The 25,808-nt window shown below is 43.1% G+C and carries 26 protein-coding genes; 14 read left to right on the top strand and 12 right to left on the bottom strand.

The annotated features are described in order from the left end of the window. Nucleotides 1–95 precede the first annotated feature (95 nt). The 4 genes from MHM98_RS06730 (at nucleotide 96) to MHM98_RS06745 (ending at nucleotide 3,268) form a co-directional block, all read left to right on the top strand. On the top strand, nucleotides 96–569 hold the full coding sequence (locus tag MHM98_RS06730; protein WP_239438492.1) for a hypothetical protein: 474 nt from the start codon (nucleotides 96–98) through the stop codon (nucleotides 567–569). Between the two features lie 58 nt (nucleotides 570–627). Beyond that, nucleotides 628–1,779, top strand: coding sequence for a chromate efflux transporter (gene chrA, locus MHM98_RS06735; RefSeq protein WP_239438493.1), 1,152 nt, complete (start codon nucleotides 628–630; stop codon nucleotides 1,777–1,779). 73 nt (nucleotides 1,780–1,852) lie between these two features. Continuing rightward, on the top strand, nucleotides 1,853–2,161 hold the full coding sequence (locus tag MHM98_RS06740) for a metalloregulator ArsR/SmtB family transcription factor (protein ID WP_239438494.1): 309 nt from the start codon (nucleotides 1,853–1,855) through the stop codon (nucleotides 2,159–2,161). Nucleotides 2,162–2,356: 195 nt separating this feature from the next. Beyond that, nucleotides 2,357–3,268 carry a permease gene (locus tag MHM98_RS06745; RefSeq protein WP_239438495.1) on the top strand — a complete coding sequence of 304 codons (912 nt, stop codon included), beginning with the start codon at nucleotides 2,357–2,359 and terminating at the stop codon, nucleotides 3,266–3,268. 72 nt (nucleotides 3,269–3,340) lie between these two features. Here the strand turns inward: MHM98_RS06745 and MHM98_RS06750 are convergent, their stop codons facing one another. Continuing rightward, nucleotides 3,341–4,087, bottom strand: a complete 747-nt coding sequence (locus tag MHM98_RS06750) for an SIMPL domain-containing protein (RefSeq protein WP_239438496.1) — start codon at nucleotides 4,085–4,087, stop codon at nucleotides 3,341–3,343. A 194-nt stretch (nucleotides 4,088–4,281) separates the two neighbouring features. On the opposite strand from MHM98_RS06750, the gene MHM98_RS06755 reads away from it, so the two are divergent. From MHM98_RS06755 to MHM98_RS06775, 5 genes are all read left to right on the top strand, one after another. Beyond that, nucleotides 4,282–5,304: an XdhC family protein gene (locus MHM98_RS06755; RefSeq protein ID WP_239438497.1), complete on the top strand. Its 1,023-nt coding sequence runs from the start codon at nucleotides 4,282–4,284 to the stop codon at nucleotides 5,302–5,304. Continuing rightward, nucleotides 5,294–5,875, top strand: a complete 582-nt coding sequence (locus MHM98_RS06760; protein WP_239438498.1) for a nucleotidyltransferase family protein — start codon at nucleotides 5,294–5,296, stop codon at nucleotides 5,873–5,875. The genes MHM98_RS06755 and MHM98_RS06760 overlap by 11 nt, the downstream gene beginning before the upstream one ends. A 66-nt stretch (nucleotides 5,876–5,941) precedes the next feature. Further along, nucleotides 5,942–6,436 carry a (2Fe-2S)-binding protein gene (locus MHM98_RS06765; protein WP_239438499.1) on the top strand — a complete coding sequence of 165 codons (495 nt, stop codon included), beginning with the start codon at nucleotides 5,942–5,944 and terminating at the stop codon, nucleotides 6,434–6,436. Continuing rightward, on the top strand, nucleotides 6,433–8,724 hold the full coding sequence (locus MHM98_RS06770; RefSeq protein ID WP_239438500.1) for a molybdopterin cofactor-binding domain-containing protein: 2,292 nt from the start codon (nucleotides 6,433–6,435) through the stop codon (nucleotides 8,722–8,724). Before MHM98_RS06765 ends, MHM98_RS06770 begins: the two co-directional genes overlap by 4 nt. A gap of 86 nt (nucleotides 8,725–8,810) precedes the next feature. Then, entirely contained in the window at nucleotides 8,811–9,029 is a 219-nt protein-coding gene (locus MHM98_RS06775; protein WP_239438501.1) for a hypothetical protein, read from the top strand. Between the two features lie 17 nt (nucleotides 9,030–9,046). Here MHM98_RS06775 and MHM98_RS06780 read toward each other — a convergent pair whose 3' ends face one another. Continuing rightward, the gene (locus MHM98_RS06780) at nucleotides 9,047–9,529 is read right to left on the bottom strand and encodes a GreA/GreB family elongation factor (protein WP_239438502.1); all 483 of its coding nucleotides are present in this window, start codon (nucleotides 9,527–9,529) and stop codon (nucleotides 9,047–9,049) included. Continuing rightward, the gene (locus MHM98_RS06785; protein WP_239438503.1) at nucleotides 9,513–10,550 is read right to left on the bottom strand and encodes a hypothetical protein; all 1,038 of its coding nucleotides are present in this window, start codon (nucleotides 10,548–10,550) and stop codon (nucleotides 9,513–9,515) included. The genes MHM98_RS06780 and MHM98_RS06785 overlap by 17 nt, the downstream gene beginning before the upstream one ends. 190 nt (nucleotides 10,551–10,740) lie before the next feature. Between MHM98_RS06785 and MHM98_RS06790 the strand changes: the two genes are divergently transcribed. The 3 genes from MHM98_RS06790 to MHM98_RS06800 all read left to right on the top strand — a co-directional run bounded on the left by MHM98_RS06790 (nucleotide 10,741) and on the right by MHM98_RS06800 (nucleotide 13,202). Next, nucleotides 10,741–12,339, top strand: coding sequence for a methyl-accepting chemotaxis protein (locus MHM98_RS06790; protein ID WP_239438504.1), 1,599 nt, complete (start codon nucleotides 10,741–10,743; stop codon nucleotides 12,337–12,339). Between the two features lie 92 nt (nucleotides 12,340–12,431). Next, nucleotides 12,432–12,650 (top strand): hypothetical protein, encoded by a 219-nt coding sequence (locus tag MHM98_RS06795; RefSeq protein ID WP_239438505.1) that lies wholly within the window; start codon nucleotides 12,432–12,434, stop codon nucleotides 12,648–12,650. 3 nt (nucleotides 12,651–12,653) lie between these two features. Next, nucleotides 12,654–13,202 carry a class IV adenylate cyclase gene (locus MHM98_RS06800; RefSeq protein ID WP_239438506.1) on the top strand — a complete coding sequence of 183 codons (549 nt, stop codon included), beginning with the start codon at nucleotides 12,654–12,656 and terminating at the stop codon, nucleotides 13,200–13,202. Here the strand turns inward: MHM98_RS06800 and MHM98_RS06805 are convergent. Together MHM98_RS06805 and MHM98_RS06810 are read right to left on the bottom strand one after the other, a co-directional pair. After that, a complete protein-coding gene (locus MHM98_RS06805) occupies nucleotides 13,194–14,918 on the bottom strand; it encodes a hybrid sensor histidine kinase/response regulator (RefSeq protein ID WP_239438507.1) in 1,725 nt (574 codons plus the stop codon). The genes MHM98_RS06800 and MHM98_RS06805 overlap by 9 nt on opposite strands. Before the next feature lie 86 nt (nucleotides 14,919–15,004). Next, complete coding sequence (locus MHM98_RS06810) at nucleotides 15,005–15,901, bottom strand: LysR family transcriptional regulator ArgP (RefSeq protein ID WP_239438508.1); 897 nt, start codon at nucleotides 15,899–15,901, stop codon at nucleotides 15,005–15,007. Nucleotides 15,902–16,086: 185 nt separating this feature from the next. Here MHM98_RS06810 and MHM98_RS06815 point away from each other — a divergent pair, with 185 nt between their 5' ends. Beyond that, nucleotides 16,087–16,719: a LysE/ArgO family amino acid transporter gene (locus tag MHM98_RS06815; RefSeq protein WP_239438509.1), complete on the top strand. Its 633-nt coding sequence runs from the start codon at nucleotides 16,087–16,089 to the stop codon at nucleotides 16,717–16,719. Between the two features lie 63 nt (nucleotides 16,720–16,782). Here MHM98_RS06815 and MHM98_RS06820 read toward each other — a convergent pair whose 3' ends face one another. The 7 genes from MHM98_RS06820 to MHM98_RS06850 form a co-directional block, all read right to left on the bottom strand. Beyond that, nucleotides 16,783–17,628: a VacJ family lipoprotein gene (locus MHM98_RS06820; protein ID WP_239438510.1), complete on the bottom strand. Its 846-nt coding sequence runs from the start codon at nucleotides 17,626–17,628 to the stop codon at nucleotides 16,783–16,785. Between the two features lie 74 nt (nucleotides 17,629–17,702). Next, nucleotides 17,703–19,031, bottom strand: coding sequence for a HAMP domain-containing sensor histidine kinase (locus MHM98_RS06825; RefSeq protein ID WP_239438511.1), 1,329 nt, complete (start codon nucleotides 19,029–19,031; stop codon nucleotides 17,703–17,705). Further along, entirely contained in the window at nucleotides 19,021–19,701 is a 681-nt protein-coding gene (locus MHM98_RS06830) for a response regulator transcription factor (RefSeq protein WP_239438512.1), read from the bottom strand. The genes MHM98_RS06825 and MHM98_RS06830 overlap by 11 nt, the downstream gene beginning before the upstream one ends. Beyond that, nucleotides 19,698–22,877 carry an efflux RND transporter permease subunit gene (locus MHM98_RS06835; protein ID WP_239438513.1) on the bottom strand — a complete coding sequence of 1,060 codons (3,180 nt, stop codon included), beginning with the start codon at nucleotides 22,875–22,877 and terminating at the stop codon, nucleotides 19,698–19,700. The genes MHM98_RS06830 and MHM98_RS06835 overlap by 4 nt, the downstream gene beginning before the upstream one ends. Nucleotides 22,878–22,885: 8 nt before the next feature. Beyond that, complete coding sequence (locus tag MHM98_RS06840) at nucleotides 22,886–24,052, bottom strand: efflux RND transporter periplasmic adaptor subunit (protein WP_239438514.1); 1,167 nt, start codon at nucleotides 24,050–24,052, stop codon at nucleotides 22,886–22,888. A 140-nt stretch (nucleotides 24,053–24,192) separates the two neighbouring features. Further along, nucleotides 24,193–24,489, bottom strand: coding sequence for a hypothetical protein (locus MHM98_RS06845; protein WP_239438515.1), 297 nt, complete (start codon nucleotides 24,487–24,489; stop codon nucleotides 24,193–24,195). A gap of 84 nt (nucleotides 24,490–24,573) precedes the next feature. Beyond that, a complete protein-coding gene (locus MHM98_RS06850; RefSeq protein ID WP_239438516.1) occupies nucleotides 24,574–25,041 on the bottom strand; it encodes an HPP family protein in 468 nt (155 codons plus the stop codon). Between the two features lie 115 nt (nucleotides 25,042–25,156). On the opposite strand from MHM98_RS06850, the gene MHM98_RS06855 reads away from it, so the two are divergent. Then, nucleotides 25,157–25,714, top strand: coding sequence for a TetR/AcrR family transcriptional regulator (locus MHM98_RS06855; RefSeq protein WP_239438517.1), 558 nt, complete (start codon nucleotides 25,157–25,159; stop codon nucleotides 25,712–25,714). Nucleotides 25,715–25,808 lie beyond the last annotated feature (94 nt).

Raw genomic sequence — 25,808 nt, forward strand, 5'->3', positions numbered from 1 at the left:
GGTGACGTGATTGCTATTACAGTAGCAATTCACAACAACCAAAATACAACGCTATGAAAACCATAATTACCGCAGTCTGCATCGCATGCATTCTAGTGTCGAACAATGTCGCAATAAGTAAAGAGCGATCCACTCATCCCACCAAAAGCAATCACTGGCTTCTTGACGAAAAAGATCCGCAAAAGCGCTTACAAAAACTTGAGAAATACCTTCGAGGCTTTGATCAACCGATGCTTGAAGTTGGTCAGCGATTTAAACGTTTGCATCAAGCCCTCGTCGACAACAATCATGAGTTAGCGGTATATCAGTGGAAGAAGATCAAGAAAACCATCGAAAACGGTTACATGAAGCGCCCTAAGCGGGAAAAGAATGCCAAATTGATTTTTCTAAACGAACATTGGAAAGAAATATTAAAAGACTTTGAAAACCCCAACTCTGCAGTGTCGTGGCAAGGATTTCAAAAAGCGCAAGCAGCATGTATGGCCTGTCATGCTGCCGAAGGCGTGGCTTTTATGAATAATCAGCCCGTATTTAGATTAAAGATTTATGACAATAGCGCTAAACCATAGTGCTCTCGTCACAACTCCTTTATCATGAACTAGTTCCACACTTATCAATTAACCCACTATGTTTGACGTTATTAAACAATTTTTTATCTTAGGCTTAATGAGTTTTGGCGGCCCTGCTGCCCACATAGGCTACTTTCACAAACAATTTGTAATCGACCAAAAGTGGCTTAGCGAAGAAGAATTCGCAAGTATTGTTGCTATCAGCCACTTGCTACCAGGCCCCGGCTCAAGCCAAGTTGGCTTTGCCATTGGCTATCACCGTGCAGGCCTCATTGGTGCAATTAGCGCCTTTGTTGGCTTTACACTGCCATCATTTGTTTTGATGATAGCACTGGCTTATTTCGGTAATGCCTTTAACGATAACGCTATCTTGAACGGCGTTATTCACGGCTTAAAACTGCTGGCGGTAATTGTCGTAGCTGATGCAATTTGGGGCATGTTTAACAATTTCTGTAAAAACAAACTTACCCAAGCACTGTGTATTGCTACTGCAATAGCTATTTTATTATTCCAATCAATTAGCGTGCAAATGCTAGCGATTGTCGCTACTGGCATTATTGGCTATCGCTATTTGTCAGAATCAAAAAACACAACTCAAAACCAATATAAACTCGCGTTAAACCTACCTGTGCTAGCAGTGACCACAGTGCTATTTGGTGCAAGTTTCCTCGTTTATCAGCAAGAATTGCTGAGCGTGTTTTTCAGCTATTTTCAAGCGGGAAGCTTAGTGTATGGTGGCGGCCATGTGGTGTTGCCATTGCTGCAAAACCTTACCCAAGATGTGCTAGATAGTGATACCTTCTTAACTGGCTACGCCCTTGCCCAAGGTGTTCCGGGGCCTATGTTCACCTTAGCGACATTCCTAGGCTATAACACAACAAATGAAATGCCTTTGCTTGGCGCAACCTTGGCAACTTTAGGCATATTTCTACCAGGCTTTTTATTACTGTGCTGCTTTAAGTCGAGTTGGAGCGCTGTTTCTAGTAATCCAACCCTCAAAGGAATTACCGCAGGTATCAACGCTAGTGTTGTTGGCTTACTCATCGCCGCGTTTTATCAGCCAATATTCACCAGCGCTGTTAGCAACGCCTCAGATTTTGCAGTGATATTAGTTGGCTTACTCGCGCTAAAATCTCAAAAACTCTCAATCTTAAAATTGATTGTAGTGGTGCTCATCTCCAACTTTTTGCTAATGCAATTACCTGTTTAAGCCGTTCATAACTTGCTATGATTGTCGGGCGTACTAGACTGCGCCCGCCGTAGATATTAATTGAGTAATCCCGATGACTAGCACTATTGAAGATACAGCCAAAGCACTCAAAGAACTTGGCCACCCTATTCGACTAACTATTTTTAAACGCTTAGTTAAATCGGGAATGCAGGGATTAGCTGTTGGTCAACTACAAAAAGAACTTAAAATCCCTAACTCGACGTTATCTCATCATATCTCAAGCCTTGCATCGGCATCTTTAATAAAACAACGCCGCGAAGGAACCACTCTTTATTGCGTCGTCGAATACGATCGTTTTCTACAAGTGATTGGCTTCTTACAAGACGAATGTTGTATCGAGTCTCCTTCTCCGGTCAACTAATTTTCGTTAACACTCCTGAGCGCGAGTTCAATAATCAATAACTTAGCATTGAGTTTCTAATCGCGCTCACAAATCAGCCAGCTTATTTCCATAAAACACGAAATAAAAATTGATCTTTAATTCGATCCTTATTATATTTCCCACTACTTATTTCGATATTTTTAGAAATACAAATTTTAAAGCGAGAAACAAACCATGAATATCACCTCTGAAATGATAGAAAATACCCTCGGGATGTTTGCATTCCTAGCCGTAGAGCTCACCCTCTTATTCCTACTCATTAGCTATATTGTTGGCGTATTACAGCTATACATTCCACCGCAAAAAATCCAACAGATCCTCAGTGATAAAAAGGGGAAGGGATACATCATCGCCGGATTCTTAGGTGCCATTACCCCGTTTTGCTCATGCTCAACAATTCCATTTTTAAAAGGGCTTTTACGGGCAAAAGCAGGCTTTGGCACCATGATGGTATTCCTGTTTGCTAGCCCGCTTCTAAATCCGATTATTATTGGCTTATTCGCCGTTACCTTTGGTGTTGAAGTCACTGTATTTTATTTTGTGATGGCGATGGGCGTATCGATCATTGCAGGATTTGTATTGGAGAAATTAGGATTTGAAAAATACGTTAAAGCCGATGCCTATGCACAGCCGCAAATTTCAGGCTGTGGCACAGGCTGTGGCCAAGCTGCTCCAGTCAACAAATGGCTTAAGATTTGGCACAGTACCTGGAAAGACTTCTTAAAAGTATTGCCATACCTATTAGGCGGTATTGCCCTTGGTTCGATGATTTACGGCTTTATGCCAACAGAGTTTGTGGCCAATGTCGCCAGCGAAGACAATCCATTTGCAATCCCTGTTGCAGCGGTTATCGGTATTCCACTCTACATTCGTGCTGAAGCGGTGATCCCGCTAAGTGCCGCCTTAGCAGCGAAAGGTATGGGGTTAGGGGCAGTCATGGCATTAATCATCGGTAGTGCTGGTGCCAGCTTAACGGAAGTTATTTTATTAAAATCAATTTTCAAAAACAAAATGATCGCCGCGTTCTTATTTGTGATTCTATCGATGGCGGTTAGTGCTGGCTTTATCTATAGCTGGTTGTTCTAGCCATCCATTGGCAAAATGAAACGTAAAAAGCGGCTGCTAATTTAATTAGTTAGCCGCTTAATCAGGTGTTTATTATTTTAGTTTATAAACCACGTGAATTGATTTATTGAGTTCAATGGTTTCAGGGGTAAACATGTTCATCCCTGGTGACTGCAAAATAGAGCCAGAAACTGCCATCCGCTCGATTCTTCCACTATAGCTGCTTTCAGATACCCCAAAACGTGCAAAGAAGTTGTTATAACTACTATCTTGCGTTGCGGCATAAACACTGCCTAGCTCGGCACCTAGGCCAGAAGCCAAATCACTTGCTTTCAGTTTTGCGTCATTTGCTGCTTTCTTCACCAACGCCTGCACGAGTTGCTTACGATTGGAAACATCGAACGAAATATTAACGTCATTTAAATTTTTCATGCCGATTAGTTGGTCCATGATTTCAGAGTAGTCGGCTAAATTTCTCAACGTTATATCAAAACTTTGACTAACTTCGTAGCCAATTATTTTTCCCTCTTCATAATCTTTATTACGTTGGCGTCTGATTTCTTTGTATAATGCAAACGACTGAATATCTGATAATTTAACATCGTATTTTTTGAGTAAAGTTACCACTTCTACTCCTCGGACATTAACTACATCCATCGCTTTGTTGGCTTCTTTTTCATACGCTATTAATTCAAAAGTTATCGTAGCCATATCCGGCGCAACCTTCGATGTAGCCTCACCTTTCACCAACACAAAAGGAAAATCAGGTAAGTTAGTCGCATTAGCCACCGTACAACAGATAGCCATTAAAGGTGCGGCTAACCATTTTAATTTAATCATCATAAGATCCTGTTTTTGAATATGAATACTGCACACCCTACCTGTATTAAAACGCAAAATAAACAAAGATTACATTTAGCTACAATTGTGAACGCAGACTAAATTGCAATTACCGACGATGACTTTTATAGTTGTGTTTGCAATGTGATCTACCAATCAGCTACCCACAACAAAACCAATTACAAGGGACTGTGATGAGTAATAGATTTCAAGATATTTTAAGCCAATGGCATCCCGCCAAAGATGAGACCGATTGGGCACTAGCCACTATAGTACAAACCAAGGGCTCCTCATATCGCAAAGCTGGTGCACATATGATGATCAACAGCTTGGGTCAAAGCTTTGGCATGTTATCTGGTGGTTGTTTAGAAGCTGATCTCAAACGCCAAGCTCGAAAGTGCTGGGACTCGAATCAACCACATATTGTGTGCTATGACATGAGCGATGAAAGTGATATTTCATGGCAACTCGGCATCGGTTGTGGCGGCATGGTGCGGGTACTCATTCAGCCGGTCACTAAAGACAATAACTACCACAATTTGGCTGAGGTTTATCAAGCACTAACCAATCATCAGCCAGTTAGCTATTCACTCGATATCAATAACCCAAGCTCGATAAATGCGCTGAGCCTAGAACCAACAACAACAGTGAGAAGTAGCTCGTTTAATCACCACAGTCAGCAATTTACTAGCATCATCAGCTCAAAGCCCCAATTGGTTATTTTTGGCGCAGGCATAGATACCCTACCACTGATTTCATTAGCGAAAACAATGGCATGGAATATCACTCTAATTGACGAGCGCAGTAACTATGCTCGACCATCAGAATTTAAAAGCATCAACATGATGATTAATCAATCATATCAATCGCTTACAAATCACGCAGCGATAAAAAATGCCGATGCTATTGTTATCATGCATCACAATATAGAGCTCGATGCCAAAGCCATAAATTTAGCCCAACACAGCAACGCAAATTACCTTGGATTGCTAGGCCCTACTCATCGCACCGAACGCGTTTTTGAACATACAAATCACAAAGCTGATCAATTGCGATGTCCATTAACCAATCCCATCGGACTCGATTTGGGCGGCGACTTACCAGAGACCATTGCTTTGTCGATCGTTAGCCAAATTCAGGCGCATCTTGCACAGCGTTCGGCTAAATCATTAAATCAGTATAACAACACGATTGCAGAGGTGACCGATGCCTCTTAATGCAATAGTGCTAGCCGCCGGAAAAAGCACGCGTTTTAACGGCATTAAACAACTGGCTAACCTCAATGGTGAGAGTTTGGTTAATCACACTATCGCTCGCGTTGACTGCCCAACTATAAATCGTGTTTTTGTGACTTTAGGTGCCCACAGCTGCCGCGTAATGTCACAGCTACCAACGCATGTTAGTCCGCTAATTAGTCAAAATTGGGAGTTGGGATTAGGACACAGTTTGGCAGATTCGGTAGAGCAACTCTCAGATCTCAGCGGCCGATTGTTGGTTTGTTTAGCGGATCAAGTGGCAGTTAAAAATGAGCATTATCGTCAGCTAACAGCTCTTAGCCAGCAGCAGCCAGATGCGATCATCGCCTCATCGGTTAACGATCGTGCTTGTGTGCCAGCGATCTTCCCCAAACGCTTTTTCGATTCACTCACTCAATTGACTGGCGATCAAGGGGCTAAGGAATTATTAAAACAACACGCGGCTGATGTCGTCACCGTCGATTGCCCATGTGCGCAACAAGATATCGACACCAATGAAGATTTATATGCGTATCAACAACGCCAGACTTAAAAATTATTAAAAACAGTAAATTATTAAAAAAGCAATAAATAGTCGTCACCAAATAAAGGTAAACCTATGATCACACTCAATATCAATAATAAAGAAGTTGCTATCGACGCACCGCCAGAAATGCCGCTACTTTACGCGCTGCGGGATATTGCGCAAATGACAGGCACCAAATTTGGCTGTGGTCAAGGATTGTGCGGAGCCTGTACCGTACATTTAAACGGCCAACCAATTCGTTCTTGTGTGACACCTATTGCAGCGATTGGCGAACAAAAGGTCACCACCATCGAAGGCCTTGGCGATACCCCACAACACCACGTACAGATTGCGTGGCGCGATTATAAGGTGCCGCAATGTGGCTATTGTCAGAGCGGACAACAAATGAGCGCGGCAGCCCTACTGGCGCAAAATAGCTCGCCAAGTGACGAACAAATCGATCAGCACATGGCTGGAAACATCTGCCGCTGCGGTACTTATAAACGAATCAAAGCTGCCATCAAACAGGCGGGTAAGGCTATCGCAAGTGATCAAACCTTACCGTCAAATGCAGGAGGCCAATCATGAGTCAACATCAAGATACTCAAGCATTAACGCGTGACGAGCATAGCGTTGAAAACGTGAGTCGCCGCCGCTTTTTACAAGGATTAGGTCTCACTTCAAGCGCCTTCGTGTTAGGAGTTTCAATTCCACTGCAGAGCATGGCAAACGCCACTACCGACGGCCAAATCCCCCTCAACTTTTTTGTTAGTCTCGATAGCAGCGGCGCTATTACCATCGTCTGTCATCGCAGCGAAATGGGCCAAGGTATTCGCACCTCGGTGCCGCAAATTATCGCCGATGAGATGTGCGCCGATTGGCATAATGTTTCTGTAGTTCAGGCCCCCGCCGATCGCGAAAAATACGGCTCGCAAGGCACTGCTGGCTCGGCGTCTATCCGCAGCCACTTCAAAACGATTCGCACCATAGGCGCCACAGCACGCCATATGTTAGAGCAAGCCGCCGCCAACGTTTGGTCGGTGGATAAATCGCAGGTCAACGCGGAAAATGGATTTGTTATCAATAAATCCACTGGTAAAAAACTCAGTTTTGGCGAGCTCGCTAGCATTGCCGCTAAAGTAGCAGCGCCAGCAAGTGATGCCATTCAACTCAAAGACATTAAAGATTTCTCGCTGATTGGTCGCGACGTCAAACTCAGCGATCTTGAAGACATAGTCGCAGGCAAGGCGCAATACGCTCAAGATATTCAACTACCCAACATGCTTATCGCCAGTATCACGCGGCCACCAGTACTTGGCGCAACAATCAAATCAGTGGACGATAAAGCCGCGCGCGCCGTCAAAGGTGTCGTGGATGTTATCAAACTAAAACCGCGCAGCTTTCCCGTCAACGTCAACCCGCTTGGCGGTGTCGCTGTTGTTGCAACCAACACATGGGCGGCACTCGAAGGGCGTAAAAAGCTAAAAATCGATTGGGAAATGGGTGCTAAAGCCAGTCACAATAGCGAACAATTTAAAAAAGAATTAGTAAACGCGGTACAACAAAAAGGACAAGTGGTGCGTGGCCGTGGCGATGTTTATCAGCATCAATACAACGACAATGCACTAGAAGCCACCTATACCGTTCCTTACCTTCACCACGCTTCGATGGAAACGCCCGCTGCAACAGCCGTTGTAAATGGCGATAAATGTGAAATTTGGGCAGGAACGCAAAACCCGCAATGGGCGCAAGGGCAAGCCGCTGCTGAGCTAGGTTTAGCGCCAGATAAAATGAAAAATGTCATCCTCAATGTCACCCTGATGGGCGGCGCATTTGGTCGTAAATCAAAAGGTGATTTCGTTGTTGAGGCTGTTGAACTAGCCAAGGCGACTAAACGCCCTGTCAAAGTGGTGTGGAGCCGTGAAGACGATGTTAAACACGGTTTTTATCATTCCATTGCCGCCAATTATCACAAGGCGCAGCTCGATGATAAGGGCAATGTCGATCATTGGATCAGCCGCAATGCCTACCCGCCGATCGGCTGGCTGTTTAACGATCAAACCAAAACACCGAGTAGTAGCCAACTCTCGCTTGGCTTTGCAGATTTGCCATTTCAAATGAAAAATCTTAGCGTAGAAAATCACCAAGTTGAGTCTTATGTCCGTCCGGGTTGGCTGCGCTCTGTTGCCTGTATTAACAACGGATTCGCCCTTGGCTCATTTGTTGATGAACTCGCCCACAAAGCCAAAGTTTCACCGCGCCAAATGTGGCTTAACTTATCAGGTAATGATGCCTATATCGATCCCCGAGACGACGGTTTCGACAAATGGTCAAACTACGGCATGGTCAATGAAAAAGACCATCGCATTAGCACCAAGCGCATCAAGGATCTCATCAATCTAATCAGCGACAAAGCCAATGTTGACGAGAAGCTGCCTGAGAACCAAGGTTGGGGCATTAGCTTCTTGCGCAGTTTTGGTAGCTATGTTGCTGCGGCGTCGAAAGTTGAAGTTAAAAACAACAAGGTTACTGTGCTTGAAATGCATACAGCCGTGGACTGTGGCATAGCCGTGACGCCAGATCGCGTTAAGGCGCAAATGGAAGGCGCTATGGTGATGGGACTTACTATCGCGTTGATGGGTGAAATAACCACCGACAAAGGCGAAGTCGTGCAGTCCAATTTCCACGATTATCCAGTAGCGCGCATTAATCAAATACCGCCGCTTCACGTTCATATCGTAGAATCTGATCTCGCCCCCGGTGGCATCGGCGAGCCGGGATTACCGCCAGTTCCGCCTAGCATCACCAATGCAATTTTTGCAGCGACAGGTAAACGAATTCGCGACTTACCCGTTAACAAAATTTACTCAGTGTAAGATTAGTGATGTTGTTCAGTTAAATTGGTGCAGATTTGCGATACAATCTGCACCAATTCAGTCACATTAAATTAGACATATAAACTATGAGCATTCAAGACATCACCGTTTCAAACAACATCCGTAAGAAAATCATTAACGCCGTTCGCGATGATTCAGCCATTATCATCGAAGAAAACGGTGATGTGATTATCAGCGTTGCCGCCTATCAAGAATTTGCAGAGCGCATAAAACGCTCACCATTAGAAGAGATTTTAGGTGAGGATACACTTGATTTTTCGGCGGAATACTTAGTCTTTAGCTAGTCGTTAATAGTTTAAGCCTAATCAATAGCCAGTATCTCAAAGTGCTGGCTTTTGTTATTAATATTCAAACAAACTTCGCCATCAACACTCTTGCCCATTAACGCACTACCCAGTGGCGATTGCGGCGTGATAACCAACACTTCAATCTCATCACAAACCAATTTAATACCACCGGCACTTGGACCAATAAGTACATAACGCAAACCTTCATCTGACTCTAGAGTGACAATAGCACCGAGCGTAACTTCATCGCCAATTTGTTTAGTGCGATAAAGCTCATCAAATAATGCATTATCTTCAATGCATTGCGCCATGCGCTCTTGCTGGCCATGAGCAAGGTAGGATGCTTCTAAGCCACGGGTGTCGTATTTATTTTCGGCAATGGCTTCTTTATCGGTCGCCGCAGCGTGTGCCCGATCGGCGCCGTCTTTAGCAACGCCAATCAGCCGAGTTAGCTCGACAAATAGGCTTTGCCAAATCAACTCAGGATTTACTGTCATACTCACACTCAACAGGTAATTCTTGCTGACCCAATAATGATTTGACTGTAAATGGCTGTTGTTGATTATTTGGATCAAACACAACTTGCGCCGCATCGCTAATTCTAAAATCGCCCAAGCCATTTAACCGCCAGAAATTAGGCGTCGCATCTTGCATTTGATGCAAGCAATAGGCATTAGTGTCTCCATGAATCACTAACACTGGCTTATCTGTTTGCGCCGCTTTATGGACTAAATGCTGGCGAATTTTATAATAACCATCGCATTTAACAGGATTATCATCACTGCAAGCCACTGGATATTGCTTAGTGGACGGCTGATAAATATCCGCTTGGAACGCAATGACATAACCTTTGCTATCCGCATCTTTGGCAAACAAATCATCTAGCCAAGCAATATCATTAGCTTCTCGGCGTTTAGCTTCGTCCCAGACCTTTTGCTTATCGCCCATCACGATATTGTCACGACCAAAATTTGTGCCCGGTACGTTGATGGTGGCAAAGTGCAAGCCATTGATTTGCCATTGTGCGTTTTCAATATACTCTGGCTGGCGGGTTAAATTGCTAAGCTTAGACGTTAGCTTGTTGCCGCCATGACTAAAGAAATGTTGACGCAAAAAGTCCAAACGCTCTAACTCAAAAAAGCGCGGTGACATGCTCTCTCTGTCACAGTCTGTCCAATCGTTATCACCAGGTGTAAACACAGCTCGGTTTGGCCACAAGCTATAAAGTTGTTCACGGCGCTCGATTAGTAGCTCATTAGTACAAGCCGTCCCGCCAGATTTAATGTCACCAAAATGAATAACCACTTCTGGAGAAAACGCCTTTACCGCTTTTACGATCTTGCCGTTAGGCGCTGTTAGCATTTCATTTTCTTGTGGTAAATAAGGCATATCCCCTACGGCAATAAACGCTACTTGTTCATTAGCACTCTTTGCTGTGACCTGTAGCTGCCCTTTCTCACTACAACCAAACATCAATAACGATGTTAGGCTGGCAAGCAATACTGCTCCCTTGTTCATACCCTTTTCTCTTTAACCTTTTCGAGGGCTAAACATACCCTATTGAGCGTCAATTGGCTCTACTTTATGGTCGATTGACGATAAAAAATACACACAAAGTTTGATCTGAATTAGGATTTGAAGCATGATTTTGTTATATCGTCTTAAATCTTTGAATTTTAAATTCATCTTGAAAATTTTTGGGATCACTATGCTAACTTTGGCTCGCAAAATACAGCTAGCACTAGCCTTTATTGGCTTCTCGTTATTATTAACAACCGTGCTCTATTTTTATAACGACGAAAAAAACATGGCTGAAGACTACGTCGCCATCAATCTCGAAAGCATCGCGCAAAACTATTTCGATTCCGTCAACACCATGATGCTCACAGGCACCATGGCCAATCGAAAAATTTTCCAAGAAAAAATACTCTCCCACCACGACATCGTCGAAGCAAAAATTATCCGTACCGACATCGTAAATAAGCTATACGGCAAAGGCTTTAGCGACCAAGTAGCGGTCGATGACTTTGAACGCTCAGGATTAGCGGGCAATGAAGGCACCCAAATAGTTACCAAAGACGGTAAGCGCATCATGCAATACATTTTGCCGATTTACGCCCATGCCGACTATCGTGGCACCAATTGTTTAGCCTGTCATCAAGCCAAAGAAAACGATATCTTGGGTGCGGTAAAAGTCAGTTACGATTTGTCAAAAAGCGATAGCAATATTCACACCTCGATTGTCAAAGCAGGCTTGTTGCAACTATTCGTGACCTTGGTTTGTTTTGGTGTCTTAGGATTCATTCTTTACAAACTTATCTTTATGCGCATCAACCGCTTAAAGGGTCATTTAAATAATATTGAACGCGACCTAGATTTGAGCAAAGAATTAGTGATTCATCACGACGATGAGCTAAGCGACTTAAGCCGCGCCATTAACTCATTAATGCGCAAGTTTAGAGAAAGCTTACTCAATGTTTCGCAAGCAACACATGATCTAACTAGCGCCGCCAAAGACGTTAACGACATATCGATGCTCACCAAAGAAGCTGTGCTAACGCAAAAAACCGCAACCGAATCTGTGGCGGCGGCGATAAATGAATTAGATGCTTCAGCCAAAGAAGTCGAAAATCACACTCAGTTCGCCGCACAAAAATCGATTGAAGCAAACCAAGGTGCAAGCAAAGGCTTAACCATTGCCGAAGACGCTCATCAAGGCATCAATGTGCTGCGTGATGAAGTGCAGGTTAACAGTAAAAAAATCGAAGAACTTGGCGCGAAAACCAGCGAAGTTGGTACTGTGTTAGAAGTCATCACCCAAATTGCCGAACAAACCAACCTACTCGCGCTAAACGCCGCTATCGAGGCTGCGCGTGCTGGCGAACAAGGCCGTGGCTTTGCGGTAGTAGCAGATGAAGTTCGTAGCCTAGCAACGCGAACAGGTGAATCTATTGTCGAGATTCAAGAAACCATCAACAGCTTACAGCAAACCGCTGGAGAGGCCGTTGAGTCAATGGTTAACGTAAGTCACGAAGCCAATGAAAAGGCCGATAACGTGGCTAATGTAGCTAACTTATTGACTGACATTGCAGCGCAAATCCAAGAGCTAGATGAACTAAACTCACAAATTAGTACCGCTGCTCATCAGCAAAATCTCGCTGCCGATGAAATTAACGAAAATGTCATCAACATCAGCGATGTTGCTGAGAAATCAGCAGAAGATGCAATAAAAGGCGAAGAAATTAGTTTGTCCTTGTTAGAGCTTGCTAACGGCCTAACGGCTCAAGTGGATAAATTTAAGCTGTAAAATCACCTCCCCTCTTCACGTATCAGATGCTTTAGTTGTATCTGATACGTGGTTATAATGCTCACCAAATTCAATAATAATTAAGAAATATCATGAGCAATCAACTAACTGACGAACAATCACAAGAATTAATGGACGCCATTGCCAATATCTGTGGCGAAATGGAATTAGAGCCTGAGCAAATTTTAGATGGTATTGCTCGCTCATTAATGGGTGCCTGTAGCGCATTAGGCACAGCTAATTTAACGGTATCTGTCGATAACTTCGGCCAATGTGAAGTTAAATTACTCGAACACGCTATTGCAGAATAAACAATGGCGCAAGATCATTTTAAAGGCCAATTCGAAGTTGAACTAAAGTATCAAATCGATAATGTTCAGCGTTTTAAAGACGCATTAGCATCAATTAAACACCAAGTCCGATTTGAAAGTAACAACGAAGTCGACTGGTATTACGATTGGCCAAATGATTCCCTCAAGGCGCAAAATAAACACCTTATTTTGCGCGATATCCAGCCGGAAAACATTCAATTATGGATAGTCAAAGGCCCCGGCGGCGATGACTGCGAAGCCAGTGACATCTTAGATTTGAGCGCTGCTCACAACATGCTAAAAACGCTGGGATATCACAACACACTGACTCTAGCTAAAACCCGCAGCATGTACTTTGTTGGCGACTATCACATCACCTTCGATCACCTCGATGGCTTAGGCTATTTCGCTGAATTCGCCATTATGACCGACGATGAAGCAAGTCTTGAATATCACCGTAGCCAGTTGACTGTCCTAGCAGAAAAATTTGGATTAAGTCGCCATGAAGAAATAGCCACTTCCTACCGACAACTCGTTGAAAGACTAAGATAACGCCTTTGTAAAAGCCATCCGCAACTTAGCTGGCTTAATCGGTTTATGCAGCAGTATTGCGTCACAGGCGTTAGCGCGAGTGATACAATCAGGTGCCGTATCTCCAGTAAGAATGATTGCAGGCACAGTAACACGATAGTTCTCTCTAACAAGGTCGATTAACTTATCACCGTATAGCCCTTGCTCGAGGCGTAAATCAGAAATAATTAATTCCGGCGCAGTTAGTTTTTTCATCATTTGTTCAACTTGCTCACTCGATTGAGCACTGTATACCGTTGCGCCCCAACTCTCGAGTAAACTTGTTAGCGCATCGAGAATTAACGTATCGTCATCAACAACCCAAGCAGTAATCGTCATTGAATCAACAGCTGTTGGCATAGTGTTTTGCTGAGCAATTTGCGAGCCAAAACAGCGCTTTACCGATAACTTAAACAAGCAATAGCGATTAACCTCCGATTGATGAGAAATAGAATGCCCTAATAATGCACAGGTTTTCTTTACAATGGAAAGTCCAAGCCCTAATCCTTTATCGCGTTGTCGCCCATAATTATCCACTTGGTAAAATTCACTATAAATATCGTCGGCGAATTCGGCGGCAATACCACGTCCATTATCCATCACAAAGATACTAACTGACTTGCCGCATCGCTTAGCTCCCACCAGAATTTTAGAGCCTTTGCTGTGCTTAATGGCATTAGTGATTAAATTACTCAAACAGCGCTTCAATAGCACCGCATTACTCTCAATCACTAACGATGTTGGTACAATACGTAACCTGATATCGTGCTGGGCGGCAACTTCATCAAAGCTGGCAATCGTATTCTCAAAGACTCTTTGCAGTGAAACTGGTGATTTTTGATGGTCAATATCACCTGCTTCCAAGCGCGAAATATCTAACAAGGTATCTAATAACGCTTGTAAAGACTCCGCAGATTTACTGACTTTAGACAAAATCTGTCGATGGGTTTGCTGCGTCAGTTCAATGTTCAATTGGTCGAGAAACAGCATCATCGCCTGCAATGGCTGGCGTAAATCGTGGCTAGCCGCCGCCAAAAACTTGGACTTAGCACGATTATTGGCTTCGGCTATTCTGCGTTGTTTGTCATAATCTTTTGCTAACTTATGATTGCTAATTTCTAATCGAATAGACTTAATAAACTGCTGATTAATGTTAAACGCAAACAAAAATAACGCAGCAGTGTAAACCACTAAAAAGCCAGCAATACCAAGAAAATAAAAAGCGTCTTCTCGCACCATCACAAACGAAGTTACGGTGATTATCATTAGCGGGGCTATTGCGGAATAATACATAGGGAGATAGGCGGTAATAGAGCCAAGTGCCGAACTAGACATACCTATGGCCAAAATAACGACACCAATGAGGAAGAAAATATGCTCTTTGCTATCTAGGGTAATATCAGTAATTAGCAAACTCGGCATTCCCCAGACAACACCAGTGAAAAACACTAAGCCAGCAAAATACTTTAACGCGCTATCGGCATGCTTAATCTCAGTAATTTTCTTCGTCGAGCGAGCAAAAATAGCGTTTGCTAAGGCGCAAATGAAAACAGCAGTCAACCAAGAGATAACGGTTTGAGAGTCGTCAATCACATCGAAAAACAAATAGGCAGCGGTCAAGCCCGCAGCAATTGAGCCAAACGACCCCATATACATTTGCGAGCGAATCAATTCCAACTGACGTAATTTGACATTCATAACAACTAATACCGCACAATAATAAAACCGAATGAATGTTTGATTCTAACGTTTTATTTAATTATTAAACAACCGTTTATAATTCCTTACTCGCCACTTAATATCTGCCGCCCATAACGCACGATTTCTTTAGAGATCTGCTTATGAATACCTTGAACCAACACCCAACTATGCCAATACAAGGTTAAAGTAATTGATTTATCGGGACAGAGGTTTATCAACTCACCATTGGCAATTTCTTCTTCAATTTGCAAGGTTGGCACCAAGCAATAAGCCGCTCCTTGCTTGGCCAGTTCAACAAAAGCTTGTGAAGAGCGCACACTGTGACAGTAATAATCACGCGCCTGAATATTAAAATGCTGCTCAATGAATTTCACATGCATATCATCATTAGGATCGTAACTGATCCCCGGCGCAAAACGCAGACTGTCTTTGGTAATGCCATTGGGGAAATAACGTTTAGCGAACTCCGGCGAGCACACCAGAATAAAAGTTACATCACCTAGTTCAAATGATTGATAGCCCGGCAATGCCTTTTCAAAACAACTTACCGCGCCAGTTGCTTGCCCCGAGCGCAATGCTTCAATGGTTTGGTATTCGTTTTTAACAATAAGATCGAGCTCCACTAAATGACGTTTTAGCACAGGTGTAATAGCACCTAGAAACCACGTGGCGATAGAGTCTGCGTTAACCGCCAGAGAGACTTTAATGGGTTTGGACGGTGAATCTGGCGCTAACTCGGGAATCAACTCATTTTCCAACTCTCGCACCATCTTAAAATGAACAACTAAACGCTCTCCAGCAGATGTTGCCGAAATAGGATTCGAGCGAATAATTACTGGCTGACCGATATTCTCTTCCAATAACTTAATGCGTTGCGACACCGCAGATTGAGTAATAAACAGCTTAGCCGCGGCCTTTTCAAAGCTTTGTAAGTCAATCACCGCGGTTAGCGCTTCAAGTAATTTGTAATCAAATTTCACAGTCGATGTTACCCCAATGTAAACACATCATTCAGATGGAATATTCCATGCCAATTAGCCCCAACCATCATAAGTAAAATTAATGATATATCAAATTTATTAATTTTATTTAATTAAGTTTCCACCGCACAATAGCCGCATATTTAGCCACACCGCTTAAACCACTCAATCACGAGGAGCTCACAATGAGTTATTTAGTCGCCATCAAAGGATTTACCCTAGGTCTTAGCATGATCGTTCCTATTGGCGCACAAAACGCCATGATCCTAAACCAAGGAATCAATCGCAATCATCACCTACTTGCCGCAGCGCTTTGTGCGTTTTACGACATTTTACTGATTAGCATTGGCATCATGGGTGGTAGTTTGATTCTAAACAGCAACGATACAATGTTCACACTACTGACTTGGGGCGGTATTTTGTTTCTGATTGGTTATGGAGCTAGTGCTTATCAAGCGGCGTTTTCCGAGCAAACAACAGATAGTGGTCAAAAACGCAGCGCGCATAAATCGATTAAAGTGATTGTGCTAACCAGCTTAGTGGTTACCTTTTTGAACCCGCATGCCTACATCGATACCGTCATGGTTATCGGCAGTGTTGGTGGACAGTTTGACGGCGTAAATAAATATTACTTCATGGCAGGTGCAATGGCGGCATCACTGGTATGGTTCTTCACATTAGCATCCGGCGCGGCTAAGCTCTCTCACTTATTAGCACGCCCTAAAGTAAAACAAGGTATCGACTTGGCGATTGCTGCCATCATGTGGATTATCGCTGCAAGCCTTTTTCAATCTTGGATTGAGCGATTTTATAGTTAATGTAGACCAAAAAGCACCGACTCATTGAGTCGGTGTTTATGCCTAGCGTAGCGGCTTACTGGGTTATTCAATAATAAACTCAGCTTTACAATAACTAGGCAGCATATTACCTGCCATTTCAACCATTTCGCGTTTTTCAGTAATATCTTCGACCTGATCTAAATCAGTTTGCATCATCGACACCATTTCGTCACACACAATGTCACAACTCGCTCTAACTGAATCTGCACCGTCATTTGCACTACATTCACTCATCGCTGTCATCATGCGTTTTTGCTCTTCATAGCTCATTGGTTCACGCTCTGCTGCCCATCTAAACATCGGTAAATAACCAAGGTTCTCAATCATGTTTTCCATGTCTTTATCAAACCCTTTCGTCACGTCATACGAGACAAATGCGCCAGCCATATCACGTGGTGTCATTCCTCCCATAACAGGCAGAACGACATAAGGTCCAGATCCAACACCATAAGTCGCAAGCGTTTGTCCAAAGTCTTCATCGTGTTGAGGAATCCCCATCATCGATGCCCAATCAAAAATACCTAATAAGCCAATTGTCGAGTTAATACCAAAGCGACCTAAGTCTTGGCCAGCCGCTTTGAATTTTCCTTGAAGAGCATTATTTAACGCGCTATTTGGCACCGACAAATTCTCTAACATCGACTCGACAGAGTCTTCAACAACATCTGGCACCACATAATCAATCGCTGTACCTATTGGTGAAAGAACCCATTCATGAACGCCTTGGTTAAAGCTATGCATAGTCTCGTTATAGCTCTCTAACGTCGACTTATCTTGTTGGCCATCCTTATTTGTTGCTTGCTGATCAGACTCTGATTCAGGGACACTTGAACAGCCAAAGGTAATAAAGATCACTGAGCACAGTGCGACAATGTTTCTATGTTTCATATTCAATCTCATCTAGCGAATTAGAAACAAATTGTCACACTTAGGGCGTTACATCGGGGTTACGGCAAGTAACCTTATTCACTAAAATATAAAGTTACTCGGCGCCCGCCGCTTACATCAATAGATTCAAACCGCCATGCTAGTTTTTCAGAGGCGCGTTTAACCAACTCAATCCCTAAGCCAAATCCATATTCCTCTGCTGCTAAAGTCGATTTTTTCTGATCTTTAACACAGCGATTAGTCACCCGAATATATTGCTCAGTTAACTCAATTTCAATTTCCCCCTGATGGGTATATTGATAGGCATTACGGATTAAATTGGTGAGAACAATACTGCACAATGCAGCAGGTACATCGATATCAATAGCAGCGAGCCGTGTATTGACATCGACGTCTTTGTTGGCGAGTAAATAACTATTCTCTTGCTTTAGCTGCCGAATAAGCTCGTCTAATGACACTTGCTGCGCAACAAAGTTGTCTTGCGTATCCTTACTCAGCCACAAAATAGTCTGCATTAACTGCTTCATATTTTCTGCCGCGCGGATCAAACGCTCTATCACCTTGTCTTGCGCGTCATTATCTTTATTGTTTAATCGCAGCTTCTCAAGCAATGCTAAATTTGTCGCCAATACTGCAACCGGAGTTCGCAGTTCGTGGCTAGCATTATTGAGAAAACGTTGTTCATTATCTAACACAGTGCTAATGCGTAAAAATGCTTCTTGTAATTGATTGGCAACGATTTCAAGCTCAACAAAGCGTAAATTGGGTAAATCATCATGTACATTGTCAACATTGAGGTGCTGCGCCCAAAGCGCTAATTCAGTAATGGGTTGGCTGATTTTTCTGACCAAGGCAAACGCCAATGCCATCAAGGCGACAAAAAATGCGCCAGCAATTGAAAATAACATATTGAGTGCAAATTGGAGCTGTTCCTCTTCCGCCACTTCAGGAGTGATTCCCATGGCAAAATAAATCCACTGCTCTTCATCGAGTTGATAACTGTAGAACAGAATGATTTCACATTCTTTATTGCGACACATCCAGTCGAGTTGTCGAACAATCTTTAACGTTTCTGACTTAAAGCCAAAATCAGATGTATCAATAATTAACATCTTGCCGTGTTCGCGCTTTTCCTCAGGAAACAATTTCGCCAATGGCGCTGGGATATTCTCTATCTTGCGATAACTTTTTAAGAAACTGCGCTCTGGCTTGCCTGCGGTTGTATCCTTTTTATAAAGTTCAGCAAAAGATCTCGCCTCATTCGCCAAGATAATTTCATTGGTTAACGCGATGCCATACATAAAAAAGGAAGAAATGACCAAGCTATACAGCACAATAAAAATAGCACTGCACGCTCCCAAATACGCCAATAATCGCCGATTGAGACGCTTTTTAGTCTTCATCGTTAACTCGCATCGCAAAACCTTGATTAACAACGGTGTGAATGAGTGGCTTGCCAAATGGTTTATCTATTTTCGAGCGCAATCGAAATATATGTACTTTAAGTGCTCCCTTATCCGGAAAGTCGTCTTGCCAAATTTCTTGCTCTAGTTGCTGCCGACTGACCGGGTTGGGGCTCTGTCGCAATAAAATCTCAACAATTTTCCAGCCAATCGCCCCCAACTCAATGTTAACACCTGCACGCGTGGCCTGTTTCATCGTTAAATCTAAACAGAAATCGTCTAAGCAAAGCTTTTTACTTTGTGTGCTGCGTCGCCGCGCTTGTACCCTAATCCGAGCGAATAGCTCTTGGATATCAAATGGCTTCACCAAATAATCATCCGTTCCGCAATCAAAGCCCTTGAGTTTATCCGCCATTGTGTCTTGCGCTGTAAGCATCAATATCGGGGTGTCATTTCCCATGTCGCGCAGCTTTTGACAGACTTCTAGCCCACTTTTCATCGGCAAATTAATGTCTAACACGATGATGTCATATTGATTGGCTAATGCGAGATTCAGTCCCGTCTGACCGTCACTGGCAAAATCACATTCAATATCTTCCAGCTCAAGAAACTCGATAATGCCATTGGCTAAATCAATATCATCTTCCACTAATAATAATTGTAAACTCACTTTGCGGTCTCCATATTGCTTGCTGCAACACTAAACAGTTTGCGCTTAACCTGCTTAACATCATCAAATATAACCAATAACACAGGCACAAGCACCAAAGTAATGACTGTTGAAAATAAAATACCATAGGCCAACGATGCAGCTGCGGGTATCAAATACATCGCTTGTTCAGACGTTTCCTGTAATAAAGACGCGAGCCCAGCGTATGTCGTTAACGACGTTAGAATAATTGCCCTTAAACGATCGCTACACGCTTGAGTAATTGCGCTCATCAGCGCATGTTCTTGTAATCGCAACTTATTAAAGCGATCCACCAACAACAAACTGTTATTCACAACTACACCACTTAGAGCCAATATCCCTAATATCGATAAAATACTAATAGGTAAACCAATAATCCAATGGCCTAAAATTGCCCCTAAGATGCCAAATGGTATAGCAGACATAATAATAATCGGCTGGGTGTATGATTTAAGTGGAATCGCCACCAGCGCATAGATTAAAAACAGCGACAGCGCGAATATTTTTATCATGGAATTAACCGTTTTTTCTTCTTCAGCTGACTCACCGCCGATGAGCACTTCAGCATTAGGATATTTAGCCAATAATCCCTGAAGTAACTGCTCATCCACTGCATTCATCAACCGATCAGCCGAAATAACAGCTTTATCTAAATTTGCTGTAATAGTAACGGCCTGACGTGTATTAACGTGCTTAATATCTTTAATGGTATACACGCGTTTTTGCGTTGCCACCAACGATAAAGGCACGATGACGCCACTTGGTGTACGAATACGAGCAGATTCTAAATCCGTTGTGTCTCGGCGCTTTTGAGCATCGTAACGCACGAATACTTTAACCTGATCTTTCCCGCGCTGAACTCGCTGCACTTCAGCACCAAAGAAAGCTTGTCTAATTTGCTGAGTTAAACTTGCCGTTGTTAACCCCAACGAACGGCCAGCGGCGGTCAATTCAAATTCAAGTTGCGGCTGGCCTTTCAATAAATCGGTTTCTATATCCGTCACACCACCGATATTTTGCATAAACTCAATAACACTATCATTCATTACACCAATTTCTTCTCGTGTATCTGCCAAGATTTTTAAGTTAAATCCATCGACATTTTCTTCAGAGCTAATGATCTTTAATTGACGAATACCTTCAGGTTTTGGGAGCAGCGCGCGCAACTCATTTCCGACAACTTCAGCTGTCACAGTGCGCTGCGGATCTCCATTGAGCTCTAGCGCTAAATAGCCATCGGTTTCATTTAATACCTGCGTCAGCATGCTAGCAATCACAGGGCCGTCGCTTTGTTTGCTGTCGATCCATTGTTGATTAAGCGTCGTTACCGCCGTCTCAACGTCTCGAGCCATCGCATGTGAAACGTGATACCCAACCCCCATTTCAGTCGAATAACGCACCTCAACAACTTCTCGCACAATATTTGGGAAAAAAACAAATCCGACTTTTCCAGCGGGTATCATGCCAACAACTACGATAAAAATGGCAATGAAACCACTTAACGTTAAATACCTAAAGTGTAATGCAGTGCGAATAGCAGGTTGGTAATAACGACTGTTAAACGTAGAAATGAGTCGATTAGCCAGCTGTTGAATCCATGAAATTGCCGCCATAAACCAATTAGGTTTAGCAGGCTGAATTGTATTTACATGAGCCAAATGCGCGGGAAGAATTAACTTTGACTCAATCAATGAGAAAATCAAACATGCAACAGCAACCAGTGCAAACATGCTAAAGACTTTACCCAGCATCCCTTCTATAAATGACATCGGATAAAATGCTGCCACCGTCGTTAACAAACCAAACAAGGTTGGTGCAGCAATGCTCTTCACCCCCCGTATTGACGCGGCTAAGTTATTACCATCTCGTTGACGATGGCTGTAAATACTCTCCCCCACAACCACAGCATCATCGACAAGGATCCCTAATACAATAATAAATCCAAAAGTCGTTAATTCATTTAACGTCATGTTCAGAAAGTTATCGCCCAGCAGAATAAATGCTCCAGCAAAACACACTGGAATCCCCATTCCTACCCAAAACGCGACCTTTAAATTGAGAAAAATCCCCAACACTAACATCACTAAAAACACGCCTACCAAGCCATTCTTAGCCAAGAGTAGTAATCGATCTTGCATAAACTGAGAACGATCCCACATCGTTGCCAACTGCATATTTTGTGGTAACAATCCTTCACTCTGCCACTGCTGAGTCAGCCGCTTTGCATCCTTAGCAATCGCCAAAATATCTGCGCCTTCATTCACCATCACTTTGAAATTAATCGCGCGCTGCCCTTGATAGCGAGAAAGTACTTTAGGATATTCGGCGTATACATCCTTAATTGTTGTAATATCTCCCAATCGAACTTCACTGCCATTGGCTAACGTTTTAACCAAAATATTGGCAAAATCGCGTTTGATATAGCCCTGCTTATCGGCCTTTAGCAATATAATGCCGTCACTTGAACGCAATTGACCGCCATTTTCACTAACCGATTCCGCAGCAATCACCTGCGCAATGTCACTAATGGTTAAATTCAGCGCTTGAAGTTGCAATTCATTAACTTCAATCGATATTTCAGGTGTTTTCCAGCCCGTGCGCTCAATGCTATTTACAGCGGGTAGACGCAACAATGCATCTTCAAATTGACGAGCTACCTTTTGCAGGGCTTGCTGTGTATCGCCGCCATACAAGTTAATCCACAACGCATGCTCTTCCATTTTTTGCTGAGTAATAATTGGTTTTTCGGCAGTATCAGGCAGGCCATAAATACCATCGACCTTGTTTTTTACCTCTTTGGTGAGAAGCGATAAATCATAATCTTCCTCTTTTTCGACAACGATATTGGCACCGCTTAATGAACTAGTAGAACGAATTTCTTTAATACCATTAAGCCCTTGCAACGCCTGCTCGATTTTTATCGCTATCCCTTCTTCAGTCTGCTTTGCACTGCCGCTATCAAAGCTCACATCGATCATAACAGTGTTGGCGTCTATGCTCGGAAATCCTTGTATTCTCAACCCTTGTAACGAGAAAAAGCCAATGACCAAAATTGATACCATCAATAAGTTTGCCGCCACTGGATTTTGCATAAACCATGCGATTGGCCCAGTAAACAATGATTTATCATCGTGGCGATTCGTTTGATTATTCATCATTCCCCCTAGCTTTGCGCTGCAACGGCAAGCACAGATTGCTTAACGACAAACGTTGGCAATGGCGTAGCAACAATATTTAAAACGTCAGATTGCTGTGGGTGTGCCAGAGATAACGGCGGTTTAATATAAACAACGCCATCTTTTTGATAAACAATCTCGACATCCATTGCATTAAGGTAGTTATCTTTGACAAACCAAAGCTGGCCGTCTGCGCTAACACTTTTTGCAGGAATAGCTAACAACGGCTCATCGATATCAAGAGTTAACTCAACATGAGTAAAAGTGCCGGCAAACAATTGGGGTTGCTGTTTGAGTGGTTGATCAACACGCACAATTACCGCTCGTTGCTGATTAGCCAAATCAATGTGCTGCTCGATGCGATCTACGCGCCCATGCCAGATATCCCCTTGCAAGCTCTTAATCGTAGCGGGAATAATCGCTCCATTGCGCCATTGCCGAGTGAGTAAACGCCACTGATTATTTGGCAAGAACACGCGAAACTCCATCGTATTAGCATCGTACAAGGTGGCAACTTGTTGACCTTGTTGTACATATTGACCTGGTGCCACCGCGCGTTGAACCACTAACGCATCAAATGGCACCTTGATGTGTGTATTGTCTAAGTCTCGTTTTGCAATAGCCACTTGACGCTGCGCGGTTTCAAGCCCCGCTTTCGCGGCTTTGAGCTGGGGCGTACGATAGACAAGCGCAGATCCATGTTGTTTTTTAACACCGCGATCACGCTCGACAATCTTGCGCTGACGCTCTTCCTCTAAAATCGACACCTTGGCCTGCTCAACGGCTTGCAGCGCACCAGCCAGTGATTGTTGATATTGCGTTGGTTCAATCCATGCTAAGACATCGTCCTTACGAAACAACTTGCCCGACTCAAAATTTTCAGCAAGTCGTTGTACTTGTCCATTCACTTGGGAAGTCAGAGCCAATTGATACTTTGGCTGCGCTTGAGCATTCCCCTGCAACACGATAGGAAATAGCGCCGGAGAAACCTCCATCACCGACACGCGTTGCAGTGAAACAATTGCCTTTTCAGGTTCGACAACAGGGCGATTAGCAATGGCAACGCTGTTGTAAAATAGCGCCGCAATAATTAGTCCTATGCCCAGAGCGCCTAATAAAGCAGAGCGGCCAAACGAAAAACGGTTAGAAAACATATTTTGATCCTGTCGAACATTGTGTAGTGAGTTATCCAATGTTCAACATGGTAAAAGAGATGGGGTTAGCTAGCGGTTACGCCTGATATTTGAATGGTTTGAAAATACAGTTCATTTAAAATAAAACGCCTCAAGAGGCGTTATACGTCAGCCAAATTATTCACCAGCTGATAGATACTAAATAGTGCAAATAAGAATGCTAATGCAATCAGCCAAAAGCCATAACTAACGCCAATCAGCATCAACTGCCACGAATGCACAATCACTTGATAGGCATTATCAATAATGGCCCATTTAGCCTCGCCACTTAATAACCATTCAATGCCAAGTACAGCAACAATGCCAACAAAAATGCAGCATATTACAACAGCCACATGATATATAAATTTAGATATCGAACTCAGCGGCATCAAAGAGCCAGTCTCAATTAGTTTCATCAAACAACTCTCCATTTAAACGAAAAAACACAACGTTTTTTCTAGCAATGGCCATAGACTAACCAAAGGCAAGTTAAGTGAGGGTTACATCGGTTTAGCAATAACCTGTTTATTTATTTCAGCGAAAACCTTTCCAATCAAGACAATCGCAATTGCGCCGACAAAGACAGGAAAAAGCAAAAACGGCCATCCAGCACCCGCCATTAAAATTAAGATGGGATTAGCACCTGCGGGCGGATGAGTCGTTTTAGTCATTAACATCCCGCTCACTCCTAAGCCGGTAGCCAACGCAATAGTGATAGGCGTTACGGGAAACAACACCACAAAAGTCACACCGATTACAGCAGTTAAAAAGTGTCCAAAAATGACATTTTTAGGTTGTGCTAACGGACTATCAGGCACACCAAATACCAAGACAGCACTCGCCCCTAATGGCGCCATTAAAAACATCAATCCTGTTTGCAACGTGTCTAACCACGCCAACAGTCCAATTGCTACTGCAGCGCCAACACCTGCAAAAACAGATTTAATTAACGAGTCTCTATCAAGCATTTCACGCCCTCACAAAAGTAGACAACATTGTCTACCAAGAAAAAACGCAAGTGTAGACAACTTTGTCTACTTGTGTCAATCTTCCTATTAATCCTCTGCACCACGAATTGAAAAAATGAGCGCCAAACGACAATTATTAGTAGAAACTGCCCTTAACCTTTTTTATAAACACGGCATCAACAGCATTGGTATTAACGAAGTTCTTAAAGTATCTGGCGTTGCAAAAAAGACGCTGTACAACCATTTCAGCACTAAAGAAGATCTGATTTTGGCGGCGCTGCAAGCGCGCGATGAAAAGTTTTTAGGCTGGCTATCGGCAGAATTATCAAAGGCGAGTGGCGACAAGCAAGTTATCTCAAATTTGTTTAATGCGCTGCACCGTTGGTTCAACAATCAAGTGTCAGAACTTACACCATTCAACGGCTGCTTCTTCATCAACACCAGCGCCGAATTCTCCGATAAATCACACCCGATAAATCAATACTGCCAGCAGCACAAACAAGCTGTACGCGAGCTCATCGCTAGCCATTTATCATCAGATGACGAACAGCTACTGACATTAATTTGTGTCTTAAAGGAAGGCGCGATAGTGTCAGCATCGGTGGCTAATGAGTTAGATACTGCGCCGAAATGTTTAAAAATCGTATTGCGGAGCATGAGTCAAAGCGCTTAAAACAATGGTGATATCTCAAACACATTTGTACACACTTTAGTTAAAACAAGGCGCTTAGAAATAGGACGATTGGTGATAACATAACAAAAAATAA

It is taken from the genome of Psychrobium sp. MM17-31 (assembly GCF_022347785.1).
In the GTDB taxonomy this organism is placed as follows: domain Bacteria; phylum Pseudomonadota; class Gammaproteobacteria; order Enterobacterales; family Psychrobiaceae; genus Psychrobium.